Source organism: Fructilactobacillus sanfranciscensis DSM 20451, from assembly GCF_001436035.1.
GTDB classification, from domain to species: Bacteria; Bacillota; Bacilli; order Lactobacillales; family Lactobacillaceae; genus Fructilactobacillus; species Fructilactobacillus sanfranciscensis.
This window is the reverse complement of sequence record NZ_AYYM01000012.1, coordinates 1-25,550: the sequence shown is the minus strand read 5'-3', so window position 1 is coordinate 25,550 and position 25,550 is coordinate 1. Positions and strand designations below refer to the sequence as shown.

General features: G+C 35.3%; 24 protein-coding genes and 1 tRNA gene. 20 read left to right on the top strand and 5 right to left on the bottom strand.

Annotated features, from left to right (window positions below; all coding sequences use genetic code 11):
- Nucleotides 1–156: 156 nt before the first annotated feature.
- The 8 genes from FD36_RS04230 to whiA all read left to right on the top strand — a co-directional run bounded on the left by FD36_RS04230 (nucleotide 157) and on the right by whiA (nucleotide 10,605).
- Nucleotides 157–663 carry a thiol peroxidase gene (locus FD36_RS04230; protein WP_056958237.1) on the top strand — a complete coding sequence of 169 codons (507 nt, stop codon included), beginning with the start codon at nucleotides 157–159 and terminating at the stop codon, nucleotides 661–663.
- 12 nt (nucleotides 664–675) lie between these two features.
- Nucleotides 676–1,608: a thioredoxin-disulfide reductase gene (trxB, locus tag FD36_RS04225; RefSeq protein ID WP_056958236.1), complete on the top strand. Its 933-nt coding sequence runs from the start codon at nucleotides 676–678 to the stop codon at nucleotides 1,606–1,608.
- A 120-nt stretch (nucleotides 1,609–1,728) separates the two neighbouring features.
- Nucleotides 1,729–3,732 (top strand): excinuclease ABC subunit UvrB, encoded by a 2,004-nt coding sequence (gene uvrB / locus FD36_RS04220; RefSeq protein WP_056958234.1) that lies wholly within the window; start codon nucleotides 1,729–1,731, stop codon nucleotides 3,730–3,732.
- 12 nt (nucleotides 3,733–3,744) lie between these two features.
- Nucleotides 3,745–6,600 carry an excinuclease ABC subunit UvrA gene (uvrA, locus tag FD36_RS04215; protein WP_056958232.1) on the top strand — a complete coding sequence of 952 codons (2,856 nt, stop codon included), beginning with the start codon at nucleotides 3,745–3,747 and terminating at the stop codon, nucleotides 6,598–6,600.
- A gap of 309 nt (nucleotides 6,601–6,909) precedes the next feature.
- Nucleotides 6,910–7,575 (top strand): ATP-binding cassette domain-containing protein, encoded by a 666-nt coding sequence (locus tag FD36_RS04210; RefSeq protein WP_056958230.1) that lies wholly within the window; start codon nucleotides 6,910–6,912, stop codon nucleotides 7,573–7,575.
- 196 nt (nucleotides 7,576–7,771) lie between these two features.
- Complete coding sequence (gene rapZ, locus FD36_RS04205; RefSeq protein ID WP_056958228.1) at nucleotides 7,772–8,653, top strand: RNase adapter RapZ; 882 nt, start codon at nucleotides 7,772–7,774, stop codon at nucleotides 8,651–8,653.
- Nucleotides 8,653–9,642 (top strand): gluconeogenesis factor YvcK family protein, encoded by a 990-nt coding sequence (locus FD36_RS04200; RefSeq protein WP_056958227.1) that lies wholly within the window; start codon nucleotides 8,653–8,655, stop codon nucleotides 9,640–9,642. The genes rapZ and FD36_RS04200 overlap by 1 nt, the downstream gene beginning before the upstream one ends.
- Nucleotides 9,643–9,672: 30 nt before the next feature.
- Nucleotides 9,673–10,605: a DNA-binding protein WhiA gene (whiA, locus tag FD36_RS04195; RefSeq protein WP_056958225.1), complete on the top strand. Its 933-nt coding sequence runs from the start codon at nucleotides 9,673–9,675 to the stop codon at nucleotides 10,603–10,605.
- Between the two features lie 58 nt (nucleotides 10,606–10,663).
- Here the strand turns inward: whiA and clpP are convergent, their stop codons facing one another.
- Together clpP and FD36_RS04185 are read right to left on the bottom strand one after the other, a co-directional pair.
- A complete protein-coding gene (gene clpP / locus FD36_RS04190; RefSeq protein ID WP_056958223.1) occupies nucleotides 10,664–11,257 on the bottom strand; it encodes an ATP-dependent Clp endopeptidase proteolytic subunit ClpP in 594 nt (197 codons plus the stop codon).
- A gap of 144 nt (nucleotides 11,258–11,401) precedes the next feature.
- A tRNA-Arg gene (locus FD36_RS04185) sits at nucleotides 11,402–11,473 on the bottom strand.
- A 242-nt stretch (nucleotides 11,474–11,715) separates the two neighbouring features.
- On the opposite strand from FD36_RS04185, the gene gap reads away from it, so the two are divergent.
- From gap to FD36_RS04130, 11 genes are all read left to right on the top strand, one after another.
- Nucleotides 11,716–12,720: a type I glyceraldehyde-3-phosphate dehydrogenase gene (gap, locus tag FD36_RS04180; RefSeq protein ID WP_056958221.1), complete on the top strand. Its 1,005-nt coding sequence runs from the start codon at nucleotides 11,716–11,718 to the stop codon at nucleotides 12,718–12,720.
- 86 nt (nucleotides 12,721–12,806) lie between these two features.
- Entirely contained in the window at nucleotides 12,807–14,024 is a 1,218-nt protein-coding gene (locus FD36_RS04175; protein ID WP_056958219.1) for a phosphoglycerate kinase, read from the top strand.
- Between the two features lie 157 nt (nucleotides 14,025–14,181).
- Nucleotides 14,182–14,946, top strand: coding sequence for a triose-phosphate isomerase (gene tpiA / locus FD36_RS04170; protein WP_056958217.1), 765 nt, complete (start codon nucleotides 14,182–14,184; stop codon nucleotides 14,944–14,946).
- A gap of 85 nt (nucleotides 14,947–15,031) precedes the next feature.
- On the top strand, nucleotides 15,032–16,351 hold the full coding sequence (eno, locus tag FD36_RS04165; RefSeq protein WP_056958215.1) for a phosphopyruvate hydratase: 1,320 nt from the start codon (nucleotides 15,032–15,034) through the stop codon (nucleotides 16,349–16,351).
- A gap of 158 nt (nucleotides 16,352–16,509) precedes the next feature.
- Nucleotides 16,510–16,731 carry a preprotein translocase subunit SecG gene (secG, locus tag FD36_RS04160; RefSeq protein WP_395392561.1) on the top strand — a complete coding sequence of 74 codons (222 nt, stop codon included), beginning with the start codon at nucleotides 16,510–16,512 and terminating at the stop codon, nucleotides 16,729–16,731.
- 124 nt (nucleotides 16,732–16,855) lie between these two features.
- Complete coding sequence (gene rnr / locus FD36_RS04155; RefSeq protein WP_056958211.1) at nucleotides 16,856–19,156, top strand: ribonuclease R; 2,301 nt, start codon at nucleotides 16,856–16,858, stop codon at nucleotides 19,154–19,156.
- A 14-nt stretch (nucleotides 19,157–19,170) separates the two neighbouring features.
- A complete protein-coding gene (gene smpB / locus FD36_RS04150; protein ID WP_056958209.1) occupies nucleotides 19,171–19,644 on the top strand; it encodes an SsrA-binding protein SmpB in 474 nt (157 codons plus the stop codon).
- Between the two features lie 104 nt (nucleotides 19,645–19,748).
- Nucleotides 19,749–20,441, top strand: coding sequence for a uracil-DNA glycosylase (locus FD36_RS04145; RefSeq protein WP_056958207.1), 693 nt, complete (start codon nucleotides 19,749–19,751; stop codon nucleotides 20,439–20,441).
- Nucleotides 20,442–20,450: 9 nt separating this feature from the next.
- Complete coding sequence (gene pta, locus FD36_RS04140; RefSeq protein WP_014081834.1) at nucleotides 20,451–21,437, top strand: phosphate acetyltransferase; 987 nt, start codon at nucleotides 20,451–20,453, stop codon at nucleotides 21,435–21,437.
- Between the two features lie 6 nt (nucleotides 21,438–21,443).
- Nucleotides 21,444–21,917, top strand: a complete 474-nt coding sequence (tsaE, locus tag FD36_RS04135) for a tRNA (adenosine(37)-N6)-threonylcarbamoyltransferase complex ATPase subunit type 1 TsaE (protein ID WP_014081835.1) — start codon at nucleotides 21,444–21,446, stop codon at nucleotides 21,915–21,917.
- Nucleotides 21,910–22,392: a GNAT family N-acetyltransferase gene (locus tag FD36_RS04130; protein ID WP_014081836.1), complete on the top strand. Its 483-nt coding sequence runs from the start codon at nucleotides 21,910–21,912 to the stop codon at nucleotides 22,390–22,392. The genes tsaE and FD36_RS04130 overlap by 8 nt, the downstream gene beginning before the upstream one ends.
- Nucleotides 22,393–22,411: 19 nt before the next feature.
- On the opposite strand, the gene FD36_RS04125 is transcribed toward FD36_RS04130, so the two are convergent.
- Nucleotides 22,412–22,945, bottom strand: a complete 534-nt coding sequence (locus tag FD36_RS04125; RefSeq protein WP_041817667.1) for a 3'-5' exonuclease — start codon at nucleotides 22,943–22,945, stop codon at nucleotides 22,412–22,414.
- 13 nt (nucleotides 22,946–22,958) lie between these two features.
- Nucleotides 22,959–23,729 (bottom strand): exodeoxyribonuclease III, encoded by a 771-nt coding sequence (locus FD36_RS04120; RefSeq protein WP_056958205.1) that lies wholly within the window; start codon nucleotides 23,727–23,729, stop codon nucleotides 22,959–22,961.
- A 107-nt stretch (nucleotides 23,730–23,836) separates the two neighbouring features.
- On the opposite strand from FD36_RS04120, the gene murB reads away from it, so the two are divergent.
- Nucleotides 23,837–24,733 carry a UDP-N-acetylmuramate dehydrogenase gene (gene murB, locus FD36_RS04115; RefSeq protein WP_041817670.1) on the top strand — a complete coding sequence of 299 codons (897 nt, stop codon included), beginning with the start codon at nucleotides 23,837–23,839 and terminating at the stop codon, nucleotides 24,731–24,733.
- Nucleotides 24,734–24,751: 18 nt separating this feature from the next.
- Here the strand turns inward: murB and FD36_RS04110 are convergent, their stop codons facing one another.
- Nucleotides 24,752–25,417 (bottom strand): DUF1361 domain-containing protein, encoded by a 666-nt coding sequence (locus FD36_RS04110; RefSeq protein ID WP_056958204.1) that lies wholly within the window; start codon nucleotides 25,415–25,417, stop codon nucleotides 24,752–24,754.
- Nucleotides 25,418–25,550: the final 133 nt, after the last annotated feature.

Here is a 25,550-nt window from a genome sequence, read left to right as displayed (position 1 = left end):
GGCTTATATCATTGATTTAGCTAACAAATTAGAAAAATAAAAATCAAATAAAAAAGATACTGCTTAGTCAGTATCTTTTTTTAATCACTTTACTAAATAAAAGTAAGCAAATGTGTTAATATAATTGCAGTAGAGAAAATTTGAGGAGAAAATATTATGAAATTAACAATTGGTGGCGAAGATTTTGGTTCTAAAATGGGTAATGATCAACTTCATTATGACGACTTTTTACCTGACTTCACTTTAACTAACGCAGATGGTCAAACATTGACCACAAAAGACTTAGAAGGCCAATTAACTTTATTAAGTGTGGTTCCTAGTCTTGATACTGACGTTTGTAGTTTAGAAACAGCTCACTTTAATCAAGTTGCGAGTGATTTTAAAGGAATTAAATTTATCACCGTTTCTAATGATCCAGTTGCTAGTCAAAAAAACTGGTGTGCTGCTCATGATGCTGATGGAATGGAAATTTTATCTGATGCTAACGGTTCATTTGGAAAAGCAATGCATCTTTATATTCCAGGTTTTGATCATTTAGCTCGGGTAGTCTATATTGTTGATGCAAGCGGTAAAATTGTCTATGAACAAATGGTTCACGAAGTATCACACGAGCCTAATTACGATTTAGTAATTAAAGAATTAGAAAAATTAACTAATAAATAGGAGTTGATTCAGATGACAAAAAAATATGATGTGATTGTAATCGGAGCTGGGCCTGCGGGTATGACAGCTGCACTTTATGCATCGCGAGCTGAATTATCAGTTTTAATGCTTGATCGTGGTGTTTATGGTGGTCAAATGAACAACACTGCTGAAATCGAAAATTATCCTGGTTTTAAGTCAATTCTTGGTCCTAAACTCTCTGAAGAAATGTATGAGAGTAGTACTCAATTTGGAGTGGAATATGGATACGGGGAAGTTACCGGAATTGAAATCGATGGTGATAAAAGAATTGTAAAAACAGCTGATGATGAGTACGAATCTTCTGCAGTTGTAATTGCTTCTGGTTCTGAGTATCGCAAACTTGGTGCACCTGGCGAAAAAGAATATGGTGGACGTGGAGTTTCTTATTGTGCTGTTTGTGATGGAGCTTTCTTTAAAGGCGATAATGTAATCGTTGTTGGTGGTGGAGATTCTGCCATTCAAGAAGCTACTTATCTAGCAAACATTGCTGCGAAAGTGACAGTGGTTCATCGTCGTGACCAATTGCGAGCTCAACGAATTTTACAAGAACGCGCTTTTGATCGTGATAATATCGATTTCATTTGGAATAGTACAGTTGAAGAAATTCAAGGTGATGATCGTAAAGTAACTAATGTTAAAATTAAAAACAATCAAACTGGTGAAGAAACAGTTGTTCCTGCTGCTGGGGTATTTGTTTACGTAGGAATTTTGCCAATGACAGATGCATTCCGTAACATTGGAATTACTGATGAAGCCGGTTGGATTGATACGAACGAATTAATGGAAACGAAGGTTCCTGGAATCTTTGCTGTTGGTGATGTTCGTAAGAAGCATCTTCGTCAAATTACGACTGCAGTCGGTGATGGTGGAATTGCCGGTCAAGGTGTTTTTGATTACGTTGAAAGTTTAAAATCAAATAAATAATTCAATTTAAGAAGTAGTTATTTAACTACTTCTTTTTGTTTGGCGAAAGTATGTTCGTATGCTAGGATAATACTATTATAGGGAAATATTCCCGCTTACGAATTGAAAAAGAGGTATAAGATGGTTACAAAATCACACAAAAAATTTGATTTAGTATCAAAATATAAACCAACAGGGGACCAACCGTCAGCCATTAAGAAATTGGATCAAGGATTAGCTGCGGGTGATAAAGAACAAACTTTACTAGGAGCAACTGGAACTGGGAAGACTTTTACAATGGCAAATGTCATTAGAGATCAGAATCGTCCTACTTTAGTTTTGGCTCATAATAAAACTCTAGCTGGGCAATTATATACAGAGTTAAAAAAGTTTTTCCCAAATAATGCTGTTGAATATTTTGTTAGTTATTATGATTATTACCAACCCGAAGCATATGTACCTTCAAGTGATACTTACATTGAAAAAGATGCTTCGATTAATGACGAAATTGATCAACTCCGACATGCGGCAACTAGTGCATTGTTATCACGTAATGATGTAATTGTCGTGGCCTCAGTTTCTTCAATTTTTGGATTAGGTAGTCCTAAAGAATACCAGGACCATACAGTTACACTTCACGTTGGAGAAGAAATGGAACGTGATGTTTTATTACGTAAATTAGTTAACATTCAATTCCAACGTAATGATATTGACTTTGATCGTGGTCGTTTTCGTGTGCACGGAGATACTGTCGAAGTCTTTCCGGCATCTGGCACGCAAAATGCTTATCGAATCGAATTCTTTGGAGATGAAATTGATAAGATTACACAGGTTAATACTCTAACTGGTGAAGTACTCGGAAATCCAGAACAAGTTACTTTATTCCCTGCGACTCATTTCTTGACCAATGATGAAGTGATGAACGTGGCTTTACCTGAAATTAAAACCGATATGGAAAAACAAGTGGCTGCTATGGAAAAATCAGGGAAATTGTTGGAAGCACAACGACTCAAACAACGAACGACATATGATATTGAAATGATGCGTGAGATGGGATATACCACTGGAATTGAAAATTATTCACGCTATATGGATCGTCGTAAACCAGGAGAACCACCTTATACATTGCTTGATTTCTTTCCAAAAGATTTCTTGATGTTTGTCGATGAATCTCACCAGACGCTTCCTCAAGTTCACGGAATGATTAAAGGGGATAAAGCGCGAAAAAAACAATTAATTGATTATGGATTTAGATTACCTAGTTCTTACGATAATCGTCCGTTAGACTTTACTGAATTTGAAAAACATATTCACCAAGTTATTTATATGTCAGCCACACCAGGGACTTACGAGTTAGAAAATAGTAGCCAAGTGGTTGAACAAATAATCCGACCAACCGGATTATTAGATCCCACGGTTGAAGTCCGTCCTACAAAGGATCAAATGGATGATTTAGTTGGAGAAATTAACGAACGAATTAAGAAAAAACAACGGGCATTTGTTACGACTTTGACGAAGAAAATGTCGGAAGATTTGACTGATTATTTGAAAGATTTAGGGATTAAAGTTCGTTATCTTCACAGTGACATTAAAACCTTGGAACGGACTCGAATTATTCGAGATCTTCGTTTAGGTAAATTTGATGTGCTTGTTGGAATTAACTTGCTTCGGGAAGGAATTGATGTTCCGGAAGTTTCATTAGTTGCGATTTTAGATGCTGATAAGGAAGGATTTTTACGTAATCCATGTTCACTTATCCAAACGATTGGTCGGGCTGCCCGAAATGAAAACGGACACGTTATCATGTACGCTGATCGAGTAACAGACTCGATGCAAGCTGCCATGGATGAAACAACTCGACGTCGTAAAATTCAAATTGCATATAATAAAGAACATCATATTACGCCCAAAACTATTATCAAACCAATTTCTAAGGCCATTTCGGCTTACAAGCAAGATGAAGATGATAAGTACAATAAGAAAAAACCATTTGCAGAAACTGATTTTGAACAAATGAGTTATAAAGAACAGGAACAAATGATTAAAAACTTAAGTGATGAAATGCGTGAAGCTGCTAAACAATTAGACTTTGAACAAGCTGCATCACTTCGAGACACAATTAAAAAATTAAAAAAAGATATGTGAGGTGAAAAATAAATGGAAAATGACAAAATTAAAATTAGAGGAGCTCGTGAACATAATTTAAAAAATGTTGACGTAGATATTCCGAAAGATAAATTAGTGGTTATGACAGGTTTATCTGGATCTGGTAAAAGTTCATTAGCGTTTGATACACTTTATGCAGAAGGACAGCGTCGTTATGTTGAAAGTCTTTCATCATATGCACGTCAATTTTTAGGACAAATGAATAAGCCAGATGTTGACTCAATTGTGGGACTTAGTCCGGCAATTTCAATTGATCAAAAAACAACTTCCAAAAATCCACGTTCGACGGTTGGAACAGTAACCGAAATTAATGATTATTTACGATTATTATGGGCACGTGTGGGAACTCCAATTTGTCCCAATGATGGAACGGTGATTGAGAGTCAATCAATTGATCAAATGATTGACCGGATTATGGCATTACCAGAACGAGCAAAGCTTCAAATTCTTTCTCCCATCGTGCGCGATAAGCGGGGGAAACATCAAAAAATATTTGAACAAATTAAACGAGAAGGATTTGTGCGGGTCATTGTTGATGGCGAAATGCACGATATTTCCGATGACTTTGATTTGGATAAAAATAAACGGCATAGTATCAGTATTGTAATTGATCGAATTGTTGTGAAAGATGGAATTAATTCTCGTCTTTCTGATTCACTTGAAACAGCGCTTCGTTTAAGTGAGGGATATGCCAACATTTATTTTCTTGGTAAACGAGATCCAATGCTTTTTTCTGAACATTATGCTTGCGCTTTGTGTGGTTTTACGATTGGTAAATTAGAGCCACGTCTTTTTTCATTTAATTCACCTCAAGGAGCATGTCCTGCTTGTGATGGGTTAGGGGTTAAACTTGAAGTTGATCAAGATTTGGTAATTCCAGATCCCAACAAAACGTTGAATGAAGGGGTAATTGAACCTTGGAATCCAATTAGTTCAAAGTATTACCCAGAGCTCTTAGAACAAGCTGCAAAAGCATTTAAGATTGATATGGACACGCCTTTTAAAAAATTACCAAAGAAACAACGTGATTTAATTTTATATGGTTCAAAAGGAAAAGAATTTCATTTCCACTATCAAAATGATTTTGGTGGAGTTCGAGACGTTGATGTTCCTTTTGAAGGGGTTATTAATAATATTGCACGCCGTTTCAAGGAAACAAACAGTGATTTCACGCGTGATCAAATGCGAAAATATATGCGTGAATTAACCTGCCAAGTTTGTCATGGTTATCGATTAAATCAACAAGCGTTATCTGTTAAAATTATGGGAAAAAATATCGCCGAAGTTTGTCAGATGAACATTGAAGATGAATTCGACTTTTTTACCAAAGCTAAATTTGGTGAAAAAGATACAGCAATCGCTAAACCTGTAATTAAGGAAATTAAAGATCGATTAGAATTTTTATTGAATGTTGGTTTAAGTTATTTAACTTTATCCCGGTCTGCTCGAACTTTATCTGGGGGAGAAGCACAAAGAATTCGGTTAGCAACTCAAATTGGTTCTAATTTATCTGGAATTTTATATGTACTTGATGAACCATCAATTGGATTGCACCAACGTGATAATGATAGATTGATTAAATCATTGAAAAAGATGCGTGATTTAGGCAATACTCTAGTCGTTGTTGAACATGATCACGATACGATGATGGCAGCCGATTATTTAGTCGATGTTGGACCTGGTGCTGGCCAAGCTGGTGGAAAAATTATGGCAACCGGAACTCCTGAAGAGGTTGCTAAGAATCCAAATTCTCTAACCGGACAATATTTATCTGGAAAGAAATTTATTCCAGTTCCTTTAAAACGTCGTAAAGGTAATAAAAAGTTTGTCACAATCAAAGGCGCTCAAGCTAACAACTTAAAAGATATTACCGTTAAGTTCCCACTAGGTGAATTTAACGTTGTGACTGGTGTTTCTGGATCAGGTAAATCAACGCTAGTTAATGACATTTTAAAACGAGCTCTTGCTCAAAAATTAAATGATAACTCAGAAAAACCAGGGAAATATAAGTCAATTACTGGTTATAAAAACATTGAAAAATTAGTAAGTATTGACCAAAGTCCCATTGGTAGAACTCCTCGGAGTAATCCGGCAACTTATACTGGGGTCTTTGATGATATTCGTGACTTATTTGCCAAAACAAATGAAGCCCAATTACGTGGTTATCAAAAAGGGCGTTTCAGTTTTAATATTAAAGGTGGACGTTGCGAAACTTGTCGTGGAGATGGAATTTTAAAAATCGAAATGGATTTCTTGCCAGACGTCTATGTTCCTTGTGAAGTTTGTCATGGAAAACGCTATAATTCTGAAACTTTGGAAGTTCAATACAAAGGCAAAAACATTGCTGAAGTATTAGATTTAACGGTTAACGAAGCCTTAGAATTCTTTAAAGCAATTCCTAAAATTACGCGTAAATTACAAACGATTTCCGATGTTGGTTTAGGCTATGTAAAGCTTGGGCAGTCAGCAACTACACTTTCTGGTGGTGAAGCACAACGAATGAAATTAGCTTCTGAGTTGCACAAACGTTCCACTGGAAAGAATTTCTACATTCTTGATGAACCAACAACTGGGTTACACACGGATGACATCAAACGTTTGTTAGGTGTCTTACAAAAATTAGTTGACGCTGGTAATACAATTTTAATTATTGAACACAATATGGCAGTAATTGAACAAGCAGATCATGTCATTGACTTGGGACCTGATGGTGGAGATAAAGGTGGTCGAGTTGTTGCCACTGGAACACCAGAAGAAATTACTGAAGTTCCCGAAAGTGTTACTGGTAAGTATTTGAAACCAATTCTAGAAAAAGATTATCAACGAACTTTAGCAGCAGAAAAATAAGACTTTTTGTATTCATTATGTGAAAACGATGATATTGAATTGTTAAAAAGGTTAGGCAATTTTTAAGAACTTATTCCGATATTATATTGGAATAAGTTCTTTTTTCGATTAATTATTTTTCAAAATGTTATACAAAAAAACTCCTATCTGATTATAATTTTACACAAATTGTCTAAGTATTTGTGTGCCAATTATCAGTATAGAAGCATTCATAAAATAGGAACTCTTGTCGCTACATATGAAGTTAGTTTATGGTTATTACCGTCTTTAACACTTTTAATTCAAATAATCTTATCGTTCTTTAGCATAGTGCCACAAATTAATAATATTAATGAATTTGATCATTTAAAATATGAAAATTCAATTTATCAAACAAAAATTAATTTAGCTGATAATGGAATAAATATAATTTCTGGAAAATTAGGTAAATTTATCATCAATAAAAAATTATCTTTAAGATACGGAAGAATCTATCAACTAAAAGGTAGTGTAGGATTAGGAAAAAGTACGGTTTTAGATATATTAACCAAGTGTTTAAAAAAAGAAAATATCAATGTTTTCCTAAGTACATCAAAGCCCATTATCTTTAACGATACAATAATGAACAATATCTTTTTAGGAAAAAATATTAGTAAAGAAGAATTGATTAAAAAATTAAAAGGCTATGGATTCTCTAAAAAAATATTAGTAAGATTAGATGATTTAATTGATGAAAATAAAATTTCTGGTGGAGAAGCACAGCTAATTGAAATCGCAAGGTTAATGATTAATCAACCAACTCCCGAGATTGTGATTTTTGATGAATCATTTAGTGCTTTGGATAATAAAACATTTGATAAGATTTGGGAAAATATAATTGAGATTTTCAAAGACAAGATAATAATTATCGTTTCACATAATTTACCTAAAAAAGTTAAAATAGATAAAAATTTGGATTTTTCAAATTATTTTAAATCTGGAGAAAGTAAATCATGATTGATTTTTGGAAACTACTGAGGTGTTAACGTTATAGTCGAAAAGAGAATGGTTATTATTTGTTAATTAAAAAAATTATTAATGCTAATGAAAGACTCAATCCAGTTGGATAAAATATAACTGGATTGAGTCTTTGTTTTTGTTTTAAGTGAAACGCCCGGTATGTTATACTTGACGAAAGCTTGGGGGGATTAAAATGACACATAATGATCAATTGGTAATTATTACAGGAATGAGTGGTGCGGGAAAAACTCGTGCAATCCAAACGTTTGAAGATTTGGGCTATTTTTGTGTAGATAATTTGCCACCAAATTTAATCTATAAGTTTTCTGAATTAATCAGAACTTCACGTGAAATCAATAAGGTTGCATTGGTAATTGATTTACGTGCCCCAGGCTCAGCTAATGATGTGGTTGATACTTTAGTTGAAATTGCACATAACAAAAATAAAAATGAGAACGTTATTTTTTTAGATGCGTCTGACAATAAGATTGTAACTCGCTATGAAGAAACTAGACGGGACCATCCTTTAGCCCGCAATGGTCGTCTAATTGATGGAATTAAAAAAGAACGTAAGGCAATGGAACCAGTAAAAGATGCAGCTAATCTGGTAATTGATACTACTGACTTTTCGCCTAAACAACTTCGGCAAGAATTGATTGAAAAATTTGAAAATTATGGAGAAGAACCGTTTCACGTTGAATTAATGTCATTTGGCTTTAAATATGGAATTCCCATTGATGCTGATATGGTGTTTGATGTCCGCTTTTTGACTAACCCATATTATGTAGAAAGTTTACGTAACTTAACTGGTAAAGATAAACCAGTGTATGACTTTGTTATGCAACAAGAGAATGCTGATGAATATTTTGCTAAAGTTTATGATTTAATGAAATTTTTACTTCCCAAAATCAAGGGAACTTCTAAGGCAAGTGAAACAATTGCAATCGGATGTACAGGTGGTCAACACCGCTCGATTGCGATGACAGAACGATTAGGACTTGCTTTAAAAAAATTGGGATTCCGAGTTAACATTACTCATCGTGAAATCGGTCGTTATAAAGGGGCCAATATTTAATGGTAAATAAATTAGCAAAACAAATTAGTCGACCTAAAATGGTCGTAATTGGTGGAGGAACTGGGTTACCAGTTATTTTGCAAAATTTAAAAAAAAGAGATGTTGATATTACTGCTATCGTAACTGTAGCTGATGATGGTGGATCATCTGGAATTTTACGTAATTATATTAATGTGTTACCACCTGGAGATATCCGAAATGTGCTAGTTAGTCTTTCTAATTTACCGCAAATTGATTTAGACATTTTTCAATATCGGTTTAAATCGAATGATAAATTTTTGTCTGGACACGCCATTGGTAATTTAATCATTACGGCCTTGTCTGAGATGGAAGACGGCTTTTTTGATGCGGTTCAAATGTTAACTAGGATGATGAAAGTCGACGGTCACGTTTATCCAGTGTGTGATGAAAGTTTGGTTTTACACGCGGAATTTACTGATGGCACAACTTTGACGGGAGAGTCTGAAATTACTAAGGCCGACAAGATGATTAAACGAGTTTGGGTAGAATCTGCAAATGGAGATAAAAAGCCAGAAGCAGTGCCGGAAGTAATTGATGCGATTATGAATGCGGATCAAATTGTGTTAGGACCCGGAAGTCTATATACGAGTATCTTACCCAATTTAATGGTTAGTAACGTTGGAAAAGCCGTGATTGATACGCCTGCTGAGGTTGTTTATATTTGTAATATTATGACACAACGTGGCGAAACCACGAACTTTACCGATGCTGATCATGTCCGGGTTTTAGATTGTCAACTAGGAAATCAGTTCGTTGATACAGTTTTAGTTAATAATCAACCAGTTCCAAGTGAATACATTGATCGACAACGGTGGAGTGATGAATCTGAACCTGTTATCTCTGATTATCGAGGTTTGAAAGCTTTAGGCTGTCGTGTGATTTCATCTGATTTTTTGGAATTACGTGATCATGGTGCTTTTCATAATGGTGAATTAGTTACAAATGAATTAATTCGACTCTTGGGATAACCAAAATTTAATTAATAGGGGTTCACTTCAATGTCATATGCTAGCGAAGTAAAAAAAGAATTGACGAATTTAGAAGTTCATCGAGAGAATGCCAAAGCAGAATTAATGGCATTAATTAGAATGAATGGGACTTTGAAAATTTCCAATGGTAAATTAGCGTTGGAGTTTCAATCAGAAAATTCCGCAATTTCGCGTCGTGTTTATAGTTTATTGCTTAAATTTTATCAAGTAGAAGCTAATGTAATTGTGCGTCGTAAAATGAAGCTCAAAAAAAATAATCTTTATATTGTGCGTTTGAATCAAAATGTTCGGGATGTATTGGAAGATTTAGGAATTTTTGACGGAGAAAAGATTTTAGAACGAGTTCCAGTTGAGCTCTTAAAAAATGATATGCAGGTTCGTTCTTATTTACGTGGGGCTTTTTTAGCGGGAGGATCTGTTAACAATCCGGAAACATCTCGCTACCACTTAGAAATTTATTCTCTTTACGATGATCATAATCAAATGATGGCTGAAATGATGAATAAATATAACTTGGGTGCCAAAGAAACGGCCCGCCGTAGTGGCTACATTGTTTATATTAAGGAAGCAGAGAAGATTGCCGACTTTTTACAATTAATTGGTGCCACTAATTCAATGTTGAAATTTGAAGATATTCGCATTGTTCGCGATATGCGGAATTCAGTTAATCGTTTAGTAAACTGTGAAAACGCTAATATGAATAAAGTTGCTAATGCCTCAACGAAACAAATTGAAAATATTAAATTTATTGAAGAAAAATTAGGGCTTGATAGTTTACCTAAAAAGTTGCGTGATGTTGCGATTACACGGATGAATAATCAAGAAGTTAGTTTGAAAGAATTAGGTGAAATAATTCCAGGTGGACCAATTTCTAAGTCCGGAGTTAATCATCGGCTTCATAAAATTAATGATTTAGCTGATCAATTACGAGAAAATGCATAAAAAAAGCAGCTAAGTTCTGAAATTAATCAGAGCTTAGCTGCTTTTAAAATACGATGAATTATTTTTTATCGGTACTGTTAGTCATGATTCCATCAATCAAACCGTAATCAACGGCTTGTTGAGCTGATAGATAATTATCACGTTCAGTATCACGATCAATCTTTTCAAGTGGTTGACCAGAGTGTTCAGCCAATAACTTGTTAATCATCTTACGGGCTTTAAGGATTTCCTTAGCCGCAATTTCAATTTCAGTTTGTTGACCTTGTGCTCCACCAGAAGGTTGGTGAATCATAATTTGTGAATGTGGGAGGGCAAATCTCTTACCCTTGGTACCGGCAGTAGCAAGAACGGACGCCATTGAAGCAGCCATTCCCATTACGATAGTTTGAACATCAGATTTGATGAAGTTCATGGTATCGTAAATCGCCATTCCAGATGTAATCACACCACCTGGTGAATTAATATATAAGTAAATATCTTTATCTGAATCTTGGGCATCTAGGAATAATAATTGGGCAATAATTGCATTGGCCATGTTATCTTCGATTTCACCAGAAAGCATAATAATGCGATCTTTTAAAAGCCGTGAGTAGATGTCATATGCACGTTCACCTTGTGGTGAGTTTTCAACAACTGTTGGAACTAAAGGCATAATAACTTCCTCTTCTTTCTATAATAAAATTAATATTGAATAACTAAATTCATGGCTTTATCTTATAATATTGGTCAACCAAGGTCAATTATTTGAACCTATAGAGAGACAAAATAAAAAGACCTTAAAAATTAAGGTCTAAAATGCAACCCGAGGGAGTCGAACTCTCATCTCAAGAACCGGAATCTTACGTGCTATCCATTACACTAGGGTTGCAAAACTTGCATCTATTATTCTAAAGTAAAACCTTTAATTATTCAAGTTATTATCAAAAATGTAATTGCTTTTCATTAAATTTTTGATTTGCTATACTAAGGCCGTAGGTAAGATTACTACGTTATAGCTATGCTTGCCGCTGAATCTAGGAGTCTGCAATGAAATCGCTGACATTTTTAGGTAAAAGTGGTAATATATGACATGTATTTAAAATAAAACATTCCTAAAGGAGGAAGCATATTATGACTGTAAAAATTGCTCTTAATGGTTTCGGAAGAATTGGTCGTCTAGCATTTAGACGTATCCACGAATTGGATTCAAAAGATATTGAAGTTGCAGCAATTAACGATTTAACTACACCTTCAATGTTAGCTTACTTATTGAAATATGATTCAGTTCACGGTAAATTCCCTGGTAAAGTTGAATCAACTGAAGATGCAATCATTGTTGATGGTAAACGTATCCCTGTTTACGCAGAACGTGATGCAAAGAACATTCCTTGGGTTAAAAACGATGGTGTTGACTTTGTACTTGAATGTACTGGTTTCTACACTTCAAAAGAAAAATCACAAGCTCACTTGGATGCTGGTGCAAAACGTGTCTTGATCTCAGCTCCAGCTGGTGATATTAAGACTGTTGTTCCTGGTGTTAACCTTGATACTCTTAGCGCAAGTGACACAATTGTATCTGCTGGTTCATGTACTACTAGTTGTTTAGCACCTATGGCTAACTGGCTTAACAAAGAATTTGGCCTTAAAGTTGGTACTATGACTACTGTTCATGCTTACACTGCTACTCAAGCAATTCAAGATGGACCTCGTAGCGCTAAATTTGCTAACAACCGTGCTGCTGCTGTTAACACTATTCCTCACAGTTCAGGTGCTGCTAAGGCTATTGGTCTTGTTGTTCCAGAACTTGATGGTATCTTAAAAGGTCATGCACAACGTGTTGCCGTTATTGACGGTTCATTAACTGAATTAGTTTCAGTTCTTGACAAGAAAGTTACTGTTGATGAAATCAACGCAGCTATGAAGAAACACGAAAACGATGCCTTTGGTTACGCTAACGACTTCATGGTTTCAACTGATGTTATCGGAGACTCACACGGTTCAGTATTTGACCCAAGTCAAACTGAAATCACTGAAAACGGTGATCTTCAATTAGTTAAGACTGTTGCTTGGTACGATAACGAATGGGGATTCACTTGTAACATGATTCGTACTTTACAACACTTTGCTACTCTTTAATCATTAAATTGTAGTTTGAAAAGGGCGGAGGAGGTTAAACCTCCTGCGTCTTTTGTTTTATCAATTAATATTGGAGGAATTGCATAATGAGTAAATTAATCATTGATGATTTAGACCTTAAAGGTAAAGATGTCCTTATGCGGGTTGATTTTAATGTTCCCGTTAAAGATGGTGTTGTAGGTGACGATAACCGTATCGTTGCTGCATTACCTTCAATTGAATGGGTAATTAACCATGGTGGAAAAGCAATTTTACTTTCTCACTTAGGTCGGATTAAATCAGAAGATGACAAACCTGGTTTGTCACTTCGTCCCGTTGCAGAAAAGCTTTCAAAATTAATCAAAAAACCAGTTATCTTTGTACCAGTTAACGAAGGTCCTCAATTAGAAGAAGCCATCGATAAAATGCAAGATGGTCAAATCTTGTTAGCTGAAAACACTCGTTACCAAGATGTTGTTAACGGTGAAAACGTTAAACGTGAATCTGGAAATGATCCTAAATTAGGTGAATACTGGGCTTCATTAGGTGACGTATTTGTGAACGATGCTTTCGGTACTGCTCACAGAAGTCACGCTTCTAACGTTGGAATTGCAACTGCCATGGAAAAAGCTGGCAAACCAGTTGCAGCCGGTTTCTTGCTTGAAAAAGAAATCAAATTCCTTGGTAATGCTGTTGACAATCCAAAACACCCATTTGTTGCCATTTTAGGTGGTGCAAAAGTTTCTGATAAGATTGGTGTTATTGATCATTTATTAGATAAAGCTGATAAGATTATTATCGGTGGTGGAATGACTTACACTTTCTACGCTGCTAAAGGAATTTCAATTGGTAACTCACTTGTTGAAAAAGATAAGATTGATGTTGCTAAACAAATCCTTGAAAAGGGCGGAAACAAGATTGTTTTACCAGTTGACTCTGTAGTTGCTGATAAATTCTCAAATGATGCTGATGCTAAAATCGTTGATGGAGCAATTCCTGACGGTTACATGGCTCTTGATATTGGACCTAAATCAATCAAACTTTTCGAAGGTGTCCTTGCAGATGCTAAAACTGTTGTTTGGAATGGACCAATGGGTGTCTTCGAAATGCCTAAATTTGCTGAAGGTACTTTAGCAATTGGTCGTTTCTTAGGTACTTTAAAAGATGCTACTACAATCGTTGGTGGTGGTGATTCAACTGCTGCTGTTAAAGAATTAGGTGTAGCTGACAAGCTTACCCACATTTCAACTGGTGGTGGAGCTTCACTTGAATACCTTGAAGGTAAAACTTTACCTGGGATTGCATGTGTTTCTAACAAAGATTAATTTAAATTAAATGCTTTAATCATTAGGCGATTTGTTACTGATAGTCTGTCAGTAATAGGTCGCCTAATTTTATTTATCTTTTTAATTAGAATGTTTACTAGTTATTAAAGATAAATTCGGCTAGAATTAAAATAGAGAAGCGAGAGGAGGTTTTAAAATGCGAATTCCTTTTATTGGTGGAAATTGGAAGATGAACTTATCACTTAATGAAGCGGTTGAGTTTGTCGAAGAAATTAAAGATAAATTACCAGTTGCAAGCGAAGTGGAAACGGCAATTGCTGCGTCACCTCTCTTTTTAGAATCGATGATTAAACATAATGCTGAGAGTCCTTTGAAAATCACTGCTGAAAACTGTTTTTATAAAAATAGTGGAGCATATACTGGTGAAGTCAGTCCATTAGCACTTTCTGAAATGGGTGTTGGTTATGTAATCGTTGGTCATTCTGAGCGACGACGCTACTTTAATGAGACTAATGACATTATTAACAAAAAAGTCCATGCTGTTTTAAACAATCGGATGATTCCAATTATTTGTTGCGATGAAACAATGGGAAGAGTTGATAACGGCGATCATTTTTCCTGGGTGGTTAGTCAAGTTACAGCAGCTGTTCAAGGAGTTTCTGAAGAAGATGCCGTTAAGATTATTATTGCTTATGAACCCAGCTGGGCAATTGGAACGGGTCACAGTGCTTCAACTGCCGAAGCAGAAGAAGGCTGTTATTTAATTCGTCAAACACTCGCTGATATCTATTCTGATGAAGTTGCTGATCAAATTCGGGTACTTTATGGTGGTAGTGTCACTGAAAAAAATATCAAATCTTTGATGAAAGAAAATGATATTGATGGGGTTCTAGCAGGTAAAGCAAGCCTTAGTGCTTCCGAGTTTGTTAAGCTTGCAAATTTTAAAATGCTTAATAGTTGATTAAATGATTGCATTGTTCATTTTAAAAATGTAGAATTTAATTGTAAATTAAATATAGTTAATTAAACTACCAAGGAGATTTATTATGTCACTTATTTCTGATGTATATGCACGCGAAGTCTTAGACTCACGTGGTAACCCAACTGTTGAAGCTGAAGTTTACACCGAAGATGGTGCAATGGGACGTGGAATCGTTCCTTCAGGTGCCTCAACTGGTGAACACGAAGCCGTTGAATTACGTGATGGTAACAAAGACCGTTTCGGTGGTAAAGGTGTTGAAAAAGCCGTTGCTAACGTTAACGATAAGATTGCCAAAGAAGTTATTGGATACGATGTTACTGATCAATTAGGAATTGACCAAGCTATGATTAAACTTGATGGTACTCCTAACAAAGCTAAATTAGGTGCTAACGCTATCTTAGCTGTTTCAATTGCTGCTGCTAGAGCTGCTGCTGATGAACTTGGAACTCCTTTGTACAACTACTTAGGCGGTTTTGATGCTCACGTATTACCTACTCCAATGATGAACGTTATCAATGGTGGTAAGCACGCTAACAACAAGGTTGATTTCCAAGAATTCATGATTATGCCTGTTGGTGCTCCAACACTTAGAGAAGCCGTTCGTATGGGTTCTGAAACTTTCTACGCATTGAAAGCCATTTTAAACGAAAAAGGTTACTCAACTGCTGTTGGTGATGAAGGTGGATTTGCACCTGATTTGAAGAACAACGAAGAACCATTTGAAATTCTTATTGAAGCTATCAAACGTGCTGGTTACAAGCCAGGTAAAGACGTTGCAATTGCCTTTGACTGTGCTTCATCAGAATTCTACGATCCAAAAACTAAGAAATACAACTTAGTTGGTGATGGTCGTTCATACACTGCTTCAGAATTTGTTGACTTACTTGAAAGCATCGTTGACAAATACCCAATCATTTCAATCGAAGATCCTTTGGATGAAAACGAATGGGAAGACTGGAAAGTTGCTACTGAAAAACTTGGTAAAAAAGTACAAATCGTTGGTGATGATTTATTTGTTACAAACACTGATTACCTTGAAAAGGGAATCGAAATGGATGTTGCAAACTCAATCCTTATCAAACTTAACCAAATCGGTACTTTAACTGAAACTGTTAACGCTGTTAACATGGCTAAAGAAGCAGGTTACACTGCAGTTATCTCACATCGTTCAGGTGAAACTGAAGATACTACAATTGCTGACTTAGTTGTTGCACTTAATGCAGGTCAAATCAAGACTGGTTCAATGAGTCGTGGTGAAAGAATTGCTAAGTACAACCAATTAATGAGAATCGAAGATCAATTAGGCTCAGTTGCCGAATATAAAGGTATTCACTCATTCTATAACTTATCACGTCAAGCACGTGAAGACATTATGAACAAATAGTAATACCCTTTAAAAAGAACTTCTAGCTTTGCTAGGGGTTCTTTTTTGTGCCTAATAATGCTAATTAGCATTATATTTAAACCTGTGATATAATGATTATATGAGTTAATAGACCCTTTTTGCTTGGGTAGGAGGAATTTTCGTTGACTGACTTCTTAATGATATTATTATGGATTGTTAGCGTATTGATTATTGGCGCTGTTTTGATGCAACCATCAAAAAATAACGATGCTATGTCATCATTTACTGGTGGCGCTAGCGATTTATTTTCAGAATCAAAATCACGTGGATTTGAATCATTTATCCAAAGAGTTACGATAATCTTAGGCATTTTGTTTTTTGCCATTGCATTAGTTTTAATGTGGATATCACAGCATTAGAGAAAAGCTCCTGTCTAATTACAGGAGCTTTTTTGTATTATAAGGGCTTAATATTTAAAGAAAAAAATTAAAACATTTATAATGTATGTATTACATAAAGTAAAACGTAGAAGAGGAAAAAATATTGGAAGATAATAAATTAAAAAATGAGATTAAGAATGAACTTGTATCTCACCTAGAAAAATCGTATAGCGTTGAAGACCTTGCTGATGCATTGAAATATCATGGATCAGCTGCCTTCAAATTAATTGTACAAGAATTGGTCATTCTTGAAAGAGAACGTGCTGTTGTTGTAACTCATGATGGAAACTTCAAAATCAATCCTAGTGAATTGAAAATTGAAGGAGTATTCCACTCAAATTCAAAAGGTTTCGGATTCGTTGGTTTTGATGATGATTCAGAAGATGCTTTTATTGCACCAGATGACACTATGAATGCAATGAACATGGACCGAGTTGAAGTTCAAATCACTAAACCAGCTGAAAAGGGTAGTGACCGTGGTCCTGTTGGAAAAGTAATCAAAATTCTTGAATGTCATTACACTCATGTAGTTGGTGAATTCTTTAAAACTACAGATGATCAAGGTTACATTGGTCAAATTAAATTAAAAGATAAAAAGTTAGCTGGTTACAGATGTTATGTTACTGATGCTGGAATTAACCCCACTCCTGGTGAAGTTGTGTTAGTTGATATTACTGAATATCCTAATGAAAAGCATCCCGATGCAATGGTTGGGGTTGCTAAGCAAATCATTGGTAGTGTTGATGATCCTGGTATCGACATTTTACAAATTGTATATGCACATGATGTTCCATCACAATTCCCAGAAGATGTTATGCAAGAAGCTGATGCAATTCCTGATCATGTTCTCCCAGAAGAAACTAAGGGTCGTGAAGACATTACTGACCAAGACTTAGTTACTATTGATGCCGAAGAATCAAAAGATTTAGATGATGCTGTTACAGCTTGGAAATTACCAAATGGTAACTATCATTTAGGTGTTCATATTGCTGATGTTAGTCACTATGTAAAGCCTGGAACGATGCTTGATCGTGAAGCATACAAACGTGGGACTTCTTGTTACTTAACTGATCGAGTTATTCCAATGTTACCAAGACGTTTATCAAATGGAATTTGTTCATTAAACGAAGGTGAACTTCGTTTATGTATGAGTTGTGACATGGAAATTACCCCTCAAGGTAAGGTTGTTAAATCACGTGTTCATCCTAGTGTAATGCGTTCAAAAGCACGGATGACTTATAACGCTGTGAACGAAATCATTGAAAATAAAGATGCAGATACTCGTAAGAAATATGCTGATTTAGTTCCAATGTTTGAAACGATGAATGAATTGCATAAAATTCTTTACAATGCTCGTCGCAGACGTGGAGCAATCGACTTTAATGATAATGAAGCAAAAATCATTGTTAATAAAGAAGGACACCCAATTGATATTCAATTGAGAACTCGTGGAACTGCAGAACGTTTAATTGAATCATTCATGTTAGCAGCTAACGAAACGGTTGCTGAAACTTACAATAAGCTTAAGGTTCCATTCATTTACCGTATTCATGAAGTGCCTGACGCTACAAGAGTTAAGGAATTCTTTGAATTCTTAACTGCATTTGGAATTAACATTAAAGCTGATCCAGATCATCTTGAACCAAAGACCTTACAAAACATCTTATCTAAAGTTGCTGGTAAACCTGTAGAAGCAATGGTTTCAGTAATGTTGCTTAGAAGTATGCAACAAGCTAAGTACAGTGATAAATGTGTTGGTCACTTTGGTTTAGGTGCTAAATACTATACTCACTTTACTTCACCAATTCGTCGTTACCCTGATATGTTCATTCACCGTTTGATTCATTACTACGAAGAAAACGGAATTAATGACACAACTAAAGCTAAATATGCTGATGTTGTCGGTGAAGTAGCGGTTCATTGTTCAGAAACAGAACGTCGGGCTGTTGATACTGAACGTGCTGTGGATGCAATGATGAAAGCTGAATACATGAGTGATCGCATTGGTGAAGAATACGATGGAGTAATTAGTTCAGTAATGAAATTTGGACTTTTCATCGAATTACCAAATACGGTTGAAGGACTTGTGCACATTAGTCGAATGAAAGATGACTATTACCAATATGTACCTAAGTACATGGCTTTAGTTGGTCGTAACACAAAACGGACCTTTAAGATTGGACAAGATGTTCGAGTTAAATGTGTTGGTGTTGATGTTGACCAAAGTTCTGTTGATTTTGAAATTCTTGAAGTTGAAAAGACTCCAATTAGTGATCTTTTACCGAAACAACAAAATCATACCCGTGGTCGTTTTAATAACCACAAGAGCAATAATAGCCATGACCAAAAACGTGGTAATGGAAATAAATCATCACATAGTTTTACAATTAAAAAACGTAAATAAGGATTGATTTTAAAATGGTCAAAAAGAAGAGTAAGCCAAATAACGATAATGTAATGGCTACCAATCGAAAGGCTCGTCATGATTATTTTATTGAAGAGACTTTTGAGGCAGGAATTTCATTAACCGGGACCGAAATAAAATCTGTAAGAGAACGTCGGGTTACTTTGAAAGATGGATTCGTTTCTTTTAGAAATGGAGAAGCCTTTCTTCAAAATATTCATATTAATGAATATACTGAAGGTAACCAATTTAATCATGATCCATTACGCAATCGGAAGTTGCTCTTGCATAAGAAAGAAATTAGAAAGCTTTCTGATGCAGTTCAAACTAAAGGTGTAACCGTGGTACCACTAAAAATGTACTTGAAACATAATTTTGCAAAAGTACTAATTGGTGTTGCTAAAGGTAAACATGAATATGACAAACGTCACGACATTAAAGCTCGTGATCAAAAACGTCAAATTGATCGAGTAATGAAACATTATTAGTCAGTTTAAAAGTTAAATAAATAAACAAAAAGTGATTGAATTCTAATTGAGTTCAATCACTTTTTTGTGAAAACTATGTTAAAATATTCACGAGGTGAAAAAGGGTGAAAAGATTTATTGATAACGACTGGTGGCCAGTGTTAGAGCCAGAATTTGAGAAACCATATTACCAAAAATTGCGAAAGTTTTTGGTGGAAGAATATTCGAATCATAAGATTTATCCAGCAATGAATCATATCTTTCAAGCGTTCGAATGGACCCCATTTAGCAAAACGAAAGTGGTTATTTTAGGACAAGATCCTTATCACGGACCACATCAAGCAATTGGAACTAGTTTTGCAGTAGAGCCCGGTGTGAAAATTCCACCGTCATTACGAAACATTTATAAAGAATTAGATAGTGATTTAGGAATTAAACCAGTTAATCATGGTTATTTGAAAAGCTGGGCTGAACAAGGGGTTTTATTGCTAAACTCAGTTTTGACCGTGCGAGATGGAGTGGCTTTTTCACATCGTAACGAAGGTTGGGAAAAATTAACTGATTATGCAATTCATCAATTATCTGAACGACCTGAGCCTGTCGTTTTTATATTATGGGGTAATGCTGCTCGTAAGAAAGTTAATCTAATTAATACTGATACTAATATTGTTATAGAATCTGCTCACCCAAGTCCTTTGTCTGCCAATCGGGGATTCTTTGGCTCTCGTCCATTTTCAAAGACGAATGCTGCTTTGAAAGCTATGGGAGAAAGACCAATCAATTGGCAACTACCGGAAAATGTTGAAATGGAACGATAGGAGAATATTATGGATTTATTTGAAAGTTTAAAAAGTAAAATTAAAGATCGTAAAATTAAATTAGTTTTTCCTGAAGGGGAAGACGAACGAATTATTTCAGCAGCTAGTCGCTTAGCTAATGATGATTTAGCAATTCCAGTTTTATTAGGTAACGAAGCTGAAATTAAGAAAACGGCGGATGCTCTTAACGTATCACTTGATGGCATTGAAATTGTTGATATTGAAAATGTTCCTGGTGAAGTTCGTCAACAAATGGTACAAGCAATTGTTGAACGACGTAAAGGAAAAACTACTGCTGACCAAGCAGCTCAATGGCTTAAAGATCCTAATTATTTTGGAACTACCATGGTTTATATGGATGATGTTGATGGAATGGTTTCAGGTGCTGCTCACCCAACTGGTGATACTGTGCGTCCTGCTCTTCAAATCATTAAAACAAAACCCGGTGTTAACTTAATTAGTGGCTCATTTGTAATGCAAAAGGGAGATCAACGTTATCTCTTTGCTGATTGTGCCATCAACATTAACCCAAATGAAACTCAACTAGCTGAAATTGCAGTTGAAAGTGGTAAAACTGCTCGGCTATTTGATATTGACCCACGAGTTGCTTTATTGAGTTTTTCAACTAACGGTTCTGCCAAGAGTCCAGAGGTAGAAAAAGTGCATAATGCCACTAAGTTAGCTCAAGAAATGGATCCTGCAATGCCAATTGATGGTGAAATGCAATTTGATGCTGCGTTTGTACCTGCAGTTGCCAAAGCGAAATACTCAGATTCTAAAGTTGCTGGTCACGCAACGGTCTTTGTTTTTCCTGAACTACAATCTGGAAACATTGGCTACAAGATTGCCCAAAGAATGGGTGGTTTTGAAGCAATTGGACCAATTTTACAAGGTTTAAACAAACCAGTTTCCGATCTTTCACGTGGATGTAATGCTGAAGACGTTTATAAAGTATCAATTATTACTGCTACTCAAGCATTAGCAGATAAGGATTAAAGCAAAATGAAGTTTACAGTTACAGACCCTAGTCAAACTAAGCGTTTAGGTGAGGAGTTAGCTGCCCAGTTACAACCAGGCGATGTCGTGTTGCTTGATGGTGATTTAGGGGCAGGGAAAACGACCTTTACCAAAGGGTTAGCCAATGGCTTAGGAATTAAAAGAAATATTAAAAGTCCGACTTTTACCATTATTCGTGAATATCAAGACGGGCGGATTCCCCTTTATCATATGGATGTTTATCGACTTGAAGTCGGTGGTAGCGATGAACTTGGTTTAGATGAATATTTTAATGGTGATGGTGTGAGCGTCGTGGAGTGGTCGAAATTTGCTGAAGATGAACTACCAGCTAATTATTTGAGGCTTAAATTTACGCGTCAAGATCAGTTAGGTGATAACAATCGTGAAATTGAATTTACAGCAAAAGGACAACATTTTAATGATATTTTAGCGTCGGGGGCATTAAGTTTAGATGAGTAATGAAGTAGAAGTTGGAATTCGATCAGCTGAACCAATTGATGCTAGTGCAATGTTAGCTTTACTAAAACAACTTCAAAGTGAATCTGATTTTTTTGAATTAGACGTTGAGATTGATGAAGTTACTCCGCAAAGTGAAGCACAACAAATTGAATTGTTAAATGGTTCTGGAACTAATATTATTTTACTTGCTACAGCTGATGAGAATTTAATTGGAATTGGTACTGTACAACAAATTAATGATGATACTGGTGAAATCGGGATTGCTGTCTTAAATGACTTTCAAAACATTGGTTTAGGAACCATGTTAGTTGATGAATTAATCAATTGGCAGACTAACTACAGTAAATTGACTAAACTTAATTTGGAAGTCAAAAAGGATAATCAACCGGCTATTCATATCTATCATAAATTAGGATTTAAAAATCAATCTGAAACTAAACAAACAATTTGGATGAAAAAAGAATCTGAAGATTAATAAAATCTTCAGATTCTTTTTAGATTGTTGTGACAAAGGGGCGAATGGCATCATCACCAAATTGTTGGTGTTCATGAATGAGGATGTTGGCACAAGCTAAACTATCATCCAAAGCATTGTGATGGTGTTCCAAATCAATCCCTAAATTAACACTAACGGTATTTAATTTGTGATTTTCAAAGTTGGGATAAAATTTGCGAGTGGTTTTGACAGTATCTAAGGTTTGATAGTGAGGCATCGGTAAACGATAACGTTCAATACTTTTTCTTAAGACGCTATTGTCAAAACGGTTATTATGAGCGATCACGAGTCGATTCCGTTTGAAAAATGGTTTGATAATTTCCCAAATTTCAGGAAAAGTTGGTGCATCAGCAACGTCTTCACTATGAATCCCATGAACTTGAATGTTACGCCAATTAAAATCAGTTTCTGGATTAATTAACGAATAGAATTCATTTACAACTTGATCATCACGAACAACGGTCAGAGCTACCGAGCAGGCGCTTGCACGCTGGCTAGCGGCAGTTTCAAAGTCAATTGCGACAAAGTTCATCTCTATTAAGCTCCTATTCGGTGGTTAAATTATTTAAAATTAATTGTAGTGGGCAGTGGTCAGATCCAGAAACCGTATCCATAATCGTGGTAATTTTAACATCTTTGACAAGATTGTTAGAAATGATAAAGTAGTCTAGTCGCCAACCATGATTGTCTCGGCGGGCATGGCTACGATAACTCCACCAAGTGTATTTGTTAGGTTCATCAGGATGGGTTGCACGATAAATATCAGTGAAGCCACTATCTAAAAGTTGAGTCATTTGTTGACGTTCAGCATCTGTAAATCCTGCTGCATGACGATGTTCTTCTGGTGCATAAATGTCAATTGGTTCATGAGCAATGTTTAGGTCACCATTAATAATGACAGGTTTTGTCGCTTTTAATTTATCAACAAATGTAATTAATTTTTGGTCCCATTCTTCTTTAAAGGTTAATCTCTGTAATTCTTCTCCAGCTGCTGGAGCATAGACATTTACCAAATAAAAATTAGGATACTCGAGGGTAATTGCGCGTCCTTCAGGATCTTGATCATTACCATCTAACCCTAACATTACTTTAAGTGGTTGATGCTTGGTAAAAACAGCGGTTCCAGCATAACCAGGACGTTCAGCATAATTCCAATATTGATAATAATCACTTGGAAGGTCTAATTTAACTTCTCCTGGGGAAACCCGGGTTTCTTGAACACTAAAGAAATCAGCATTTGCTGCATTAAAAAATTCATAAAAGTTATTTTTCAAAATGGCACGAATACCATTAACGTTCCATGCAATAAAATTCATCATTTTAACCCCCTTAATTATTTTAGTATAGCACTCTTGCATTGTTGAATGGTTTTCGTTCTTCCTAAGTGATAAAATAATATATGCTTAACGAAAGGAAAATAAAAATGGCAATTGACTTACGCAATAAATTTAAAGAAATTAAAATATTAAAAGACGAACCATTATCAAATTATTCATGGACCAAAACTGGGGGAAAAGCTGATTATTTGGCTTTTCCCAAAAATTATCAAGAGGCAGAAACCTTATTAAAGTTTGCTAACGAAAATCAAATTCCAATGACTGTTTTAGGAAATGCAAGTAACTTGATTGTCCGTGATGGTGGAATCAGTGGTTTAACGATGATTTTAACTGATATGAATGACATTCATGTTGATGGAAATCACGTAATTGCTGAAGCAGGGGCTGCATATATTGAAGCTACCAAAGTTGCACAAAAAGCAGGCTTGACTGGGATGGAATTTGCTGCTGGAATCCCTGGTAGTATCGGTGGTGGAGTTTACATGAATGCTGGTGCTTATGGCGGAGAAACTGAGTACATATTGGAATCAGCAACTGTTTTAACGAATACCGGCAACATTGTGGAAATGGGTCACGATGATTTGGATTTTGGTTATCGGCATAGCAGTATTCAAGATAGCGGTGGAGTGGTTTTAGCGGCTACCTTTAAATTAGAAAAAGGTAATAAAGTTTTAATTCAAGCAGAAATGGACCACTTAAATTATTTACGTAAATCAAAACAACCACTAGAATATCCTTCTTGTGGAAGTGTATTTAAACGACCAGTAGGGCATTTTGCTGGCAAGTTAATTCATGATGCAGGATTACAAGGTTATCGTTCTGGTGGTGCTGAGGTGTCAACTAAGCACGCTGGGTTTATCGTTAACGTTGATCATGCAACAGCTACTGATTATTTAAATGTAATTAAACATGTTCAAGAAACAGTTTTTAAAGATTCAGGGATTCATTTACAAACGGAAGTTCGGATTATCGGAAAAGCATAGAAAAAAGGTTGAGAAATTTTATTTCTCAACCTTTTTATAATTGTCTGTTGCAATTATTGTATATATCCAGTAAATAATTAATTGAATAATCGTCATTAAAATTACGAAAATCACCATTTGTTGATTCCACATATTCAAGAAAAGCTTAAAGTAGAATTTGGGATTTGCTAGTAAGTAAACTGTATGTACTCTTAAAAATCGTCCAATATATAAGCCGACCGAACTCAAAAAAATCAATAAAGATGTCATAATGAAATCAGCAAACCGATTTTCGAGATGCAAACGTTTGTTAATTGCCTTAGCAACATTAATCATTCCCCAGAATCCGATGAAAGCACAAGTTAATGCACTGATTAAGAGGCTAGTGTATAAGAACCAAATATGACTATCTAATTTTAACAAACCATTTAAACCATTGGGGTGTAACCATGATAAATGAAGTAAATCTGTTAAAATATAAGGAGCATTTGGATAAAACATTAACCAAATCAAAGTTAAAAGCCAAAATACAATAATATTTTGTTTTGGTTTATCGCCAATATGAAAACTCACTTCAATCGGGATGTAACCAAGAAACGTATTTAATAGTAAAAACCCAAAAATTGAATCTTTAATGAATAATTTAATAAAAACCAGCCAAATTAGAAAAAATAATCTAATTTGCCAAATTTTGCTTTTTGTCATAAAAATCACCTCATACTTATCATAGCTAAATTAAACCGCAAATGGCGGTAAAAAACTATTAATTTGTTTTTTTAATTTACACCAGTTTAATAGCAAGGTATAAGAGAATCTTGGTAGCGTCAAGAATCTTGTG

Coding starts and splice junctions, on each gene's coding strand:
- FD36_RS04230 (WP_056958237.1), top strand. CDS start 157: ATGAAATTAACAATTGGTGGCGAAGATTTTGGTTCTAAAATGGGTAAT.
- trxB (WP_056958236.1), top strand. CDS start 676: ATGACAAAAAAATATGATGTGATTGTAATCGGAGCTGGGCCTGCGGGT.
- uvrB (WP_056958234.1), top strand. CDS start 1,729: ATGGTTACAAAATCACACAAAAAATTTGATTTAGTATCAAAATATAAA.
- uvrA (WP_056958232.1), top strand. CDS start 3,745: ATGGAAAATGACAAAATTAAAATTAGAGGAGCTCGTGAACATAATTTA.
- rapZ (WP_056958228.1), top strand. CDS start 7,772: ATGACACATAATGATCAATTGGTAATTATTACAGGAATGAGTGGTGCG.
- FD36_RS04200 (WP_056958227.1), top strand. CDS start 8,653: ATGGTAAATAAATTAGCAAAACAAATTAGTCGACCTAAAATGGTCGTA.
- whiA (WP_056958225.1), top strand. CDS start 9,673: ATGTCATATGCTAGCGAAGTAAAAAAAGAATTGACGAATTTAGAAGTT.
- clpP (WP_056958223.1), bottom strand. CDS start 11,257: ATGCCTTTAGTTCCAACAGTTGTTGAAAACTCACCACAAGGTGAACGT.
- gap (WP_056958221.1), top strand. CDS start 11,716: ATGACTGTAAAAATTGCTCTTAATGGTTTCGGAAGAATTGGTCGTCTA.
- FD36_RS04175 (WP_056958219.1), top strand. CDS start 12,807: ATGAGTAAATTAATCATTGATGATTTAGACCTTAAAGGTAAAGATGTC.
- tpiA (WP_056958217.1), top strand. CDS start 14,182: ATGCGAATTCCTTTTATTGGTGGAAATTGGAAGATGAACTTATCACTT.
- eno (WP_056958215.1), top strand. CDS start 15,032: ATGTCACTTATTTCTGATGTATATGCACGCGAAGTCTTAGACTCACGT.
- secG (WP_395392561.1), top strand. CDS start 16,510: ATGATATTATTATGGATTGTTAGCGTATTGATTATTGGCGCTGTTTTG.
- smpB (WP_056958209.1), top strand. CDS start 19,171: ATGGTCAAAAAGAAGAGTAAGCCAAATAACGATAATGTAATGGCTACC.
- pta (WP_014081834.1), top strand. CDS start 20,451: ATGGATTTATTTGAAAGTTTAAAAAGTAAAATTAAAGATCGTAAAATT.
- tsaE (WP_014081835.1), top strand. CDS start 21,444: ATGAAGTTTACAGTTACAGACCCTAGTCAAACTAAGCGTTTAGGTGAG.
- FD36_RS04130 (WP_014081836.1), top strand. CDS start 21,910: ATGAGTAATGAAGTAGAAGTTGGAATTCGATCAGCTGAACCAATTGAT.
- FD36_RS04125 (WP_041817667.1), bottom strand. CDS start 22,945: ATGAACTTTGTCGCAATTGACTTTGAAACTGCCGCTAGCCAGCGTGCA.
- FD36_RS04120 (WP_056958205.1), bottom strand. CDS start 23,729: ATGAATTTTATTGCATGGAACGTTAATGGTATTCGTGCCATTTTGAAA.
- murB (WP_041817670.1), top strand. CDS start 23,837: ATGGCAATTGACTTACGCAATAAATTTAAAGAAATTAAAATATTAAAA.
- FD36_RS04110 (WP_056958204.1), bottom strand. CDS start 25,417: ATGACAAAAAGCAAAATTTGGCAAATTAGATTATTTTTTCTAATTTGG.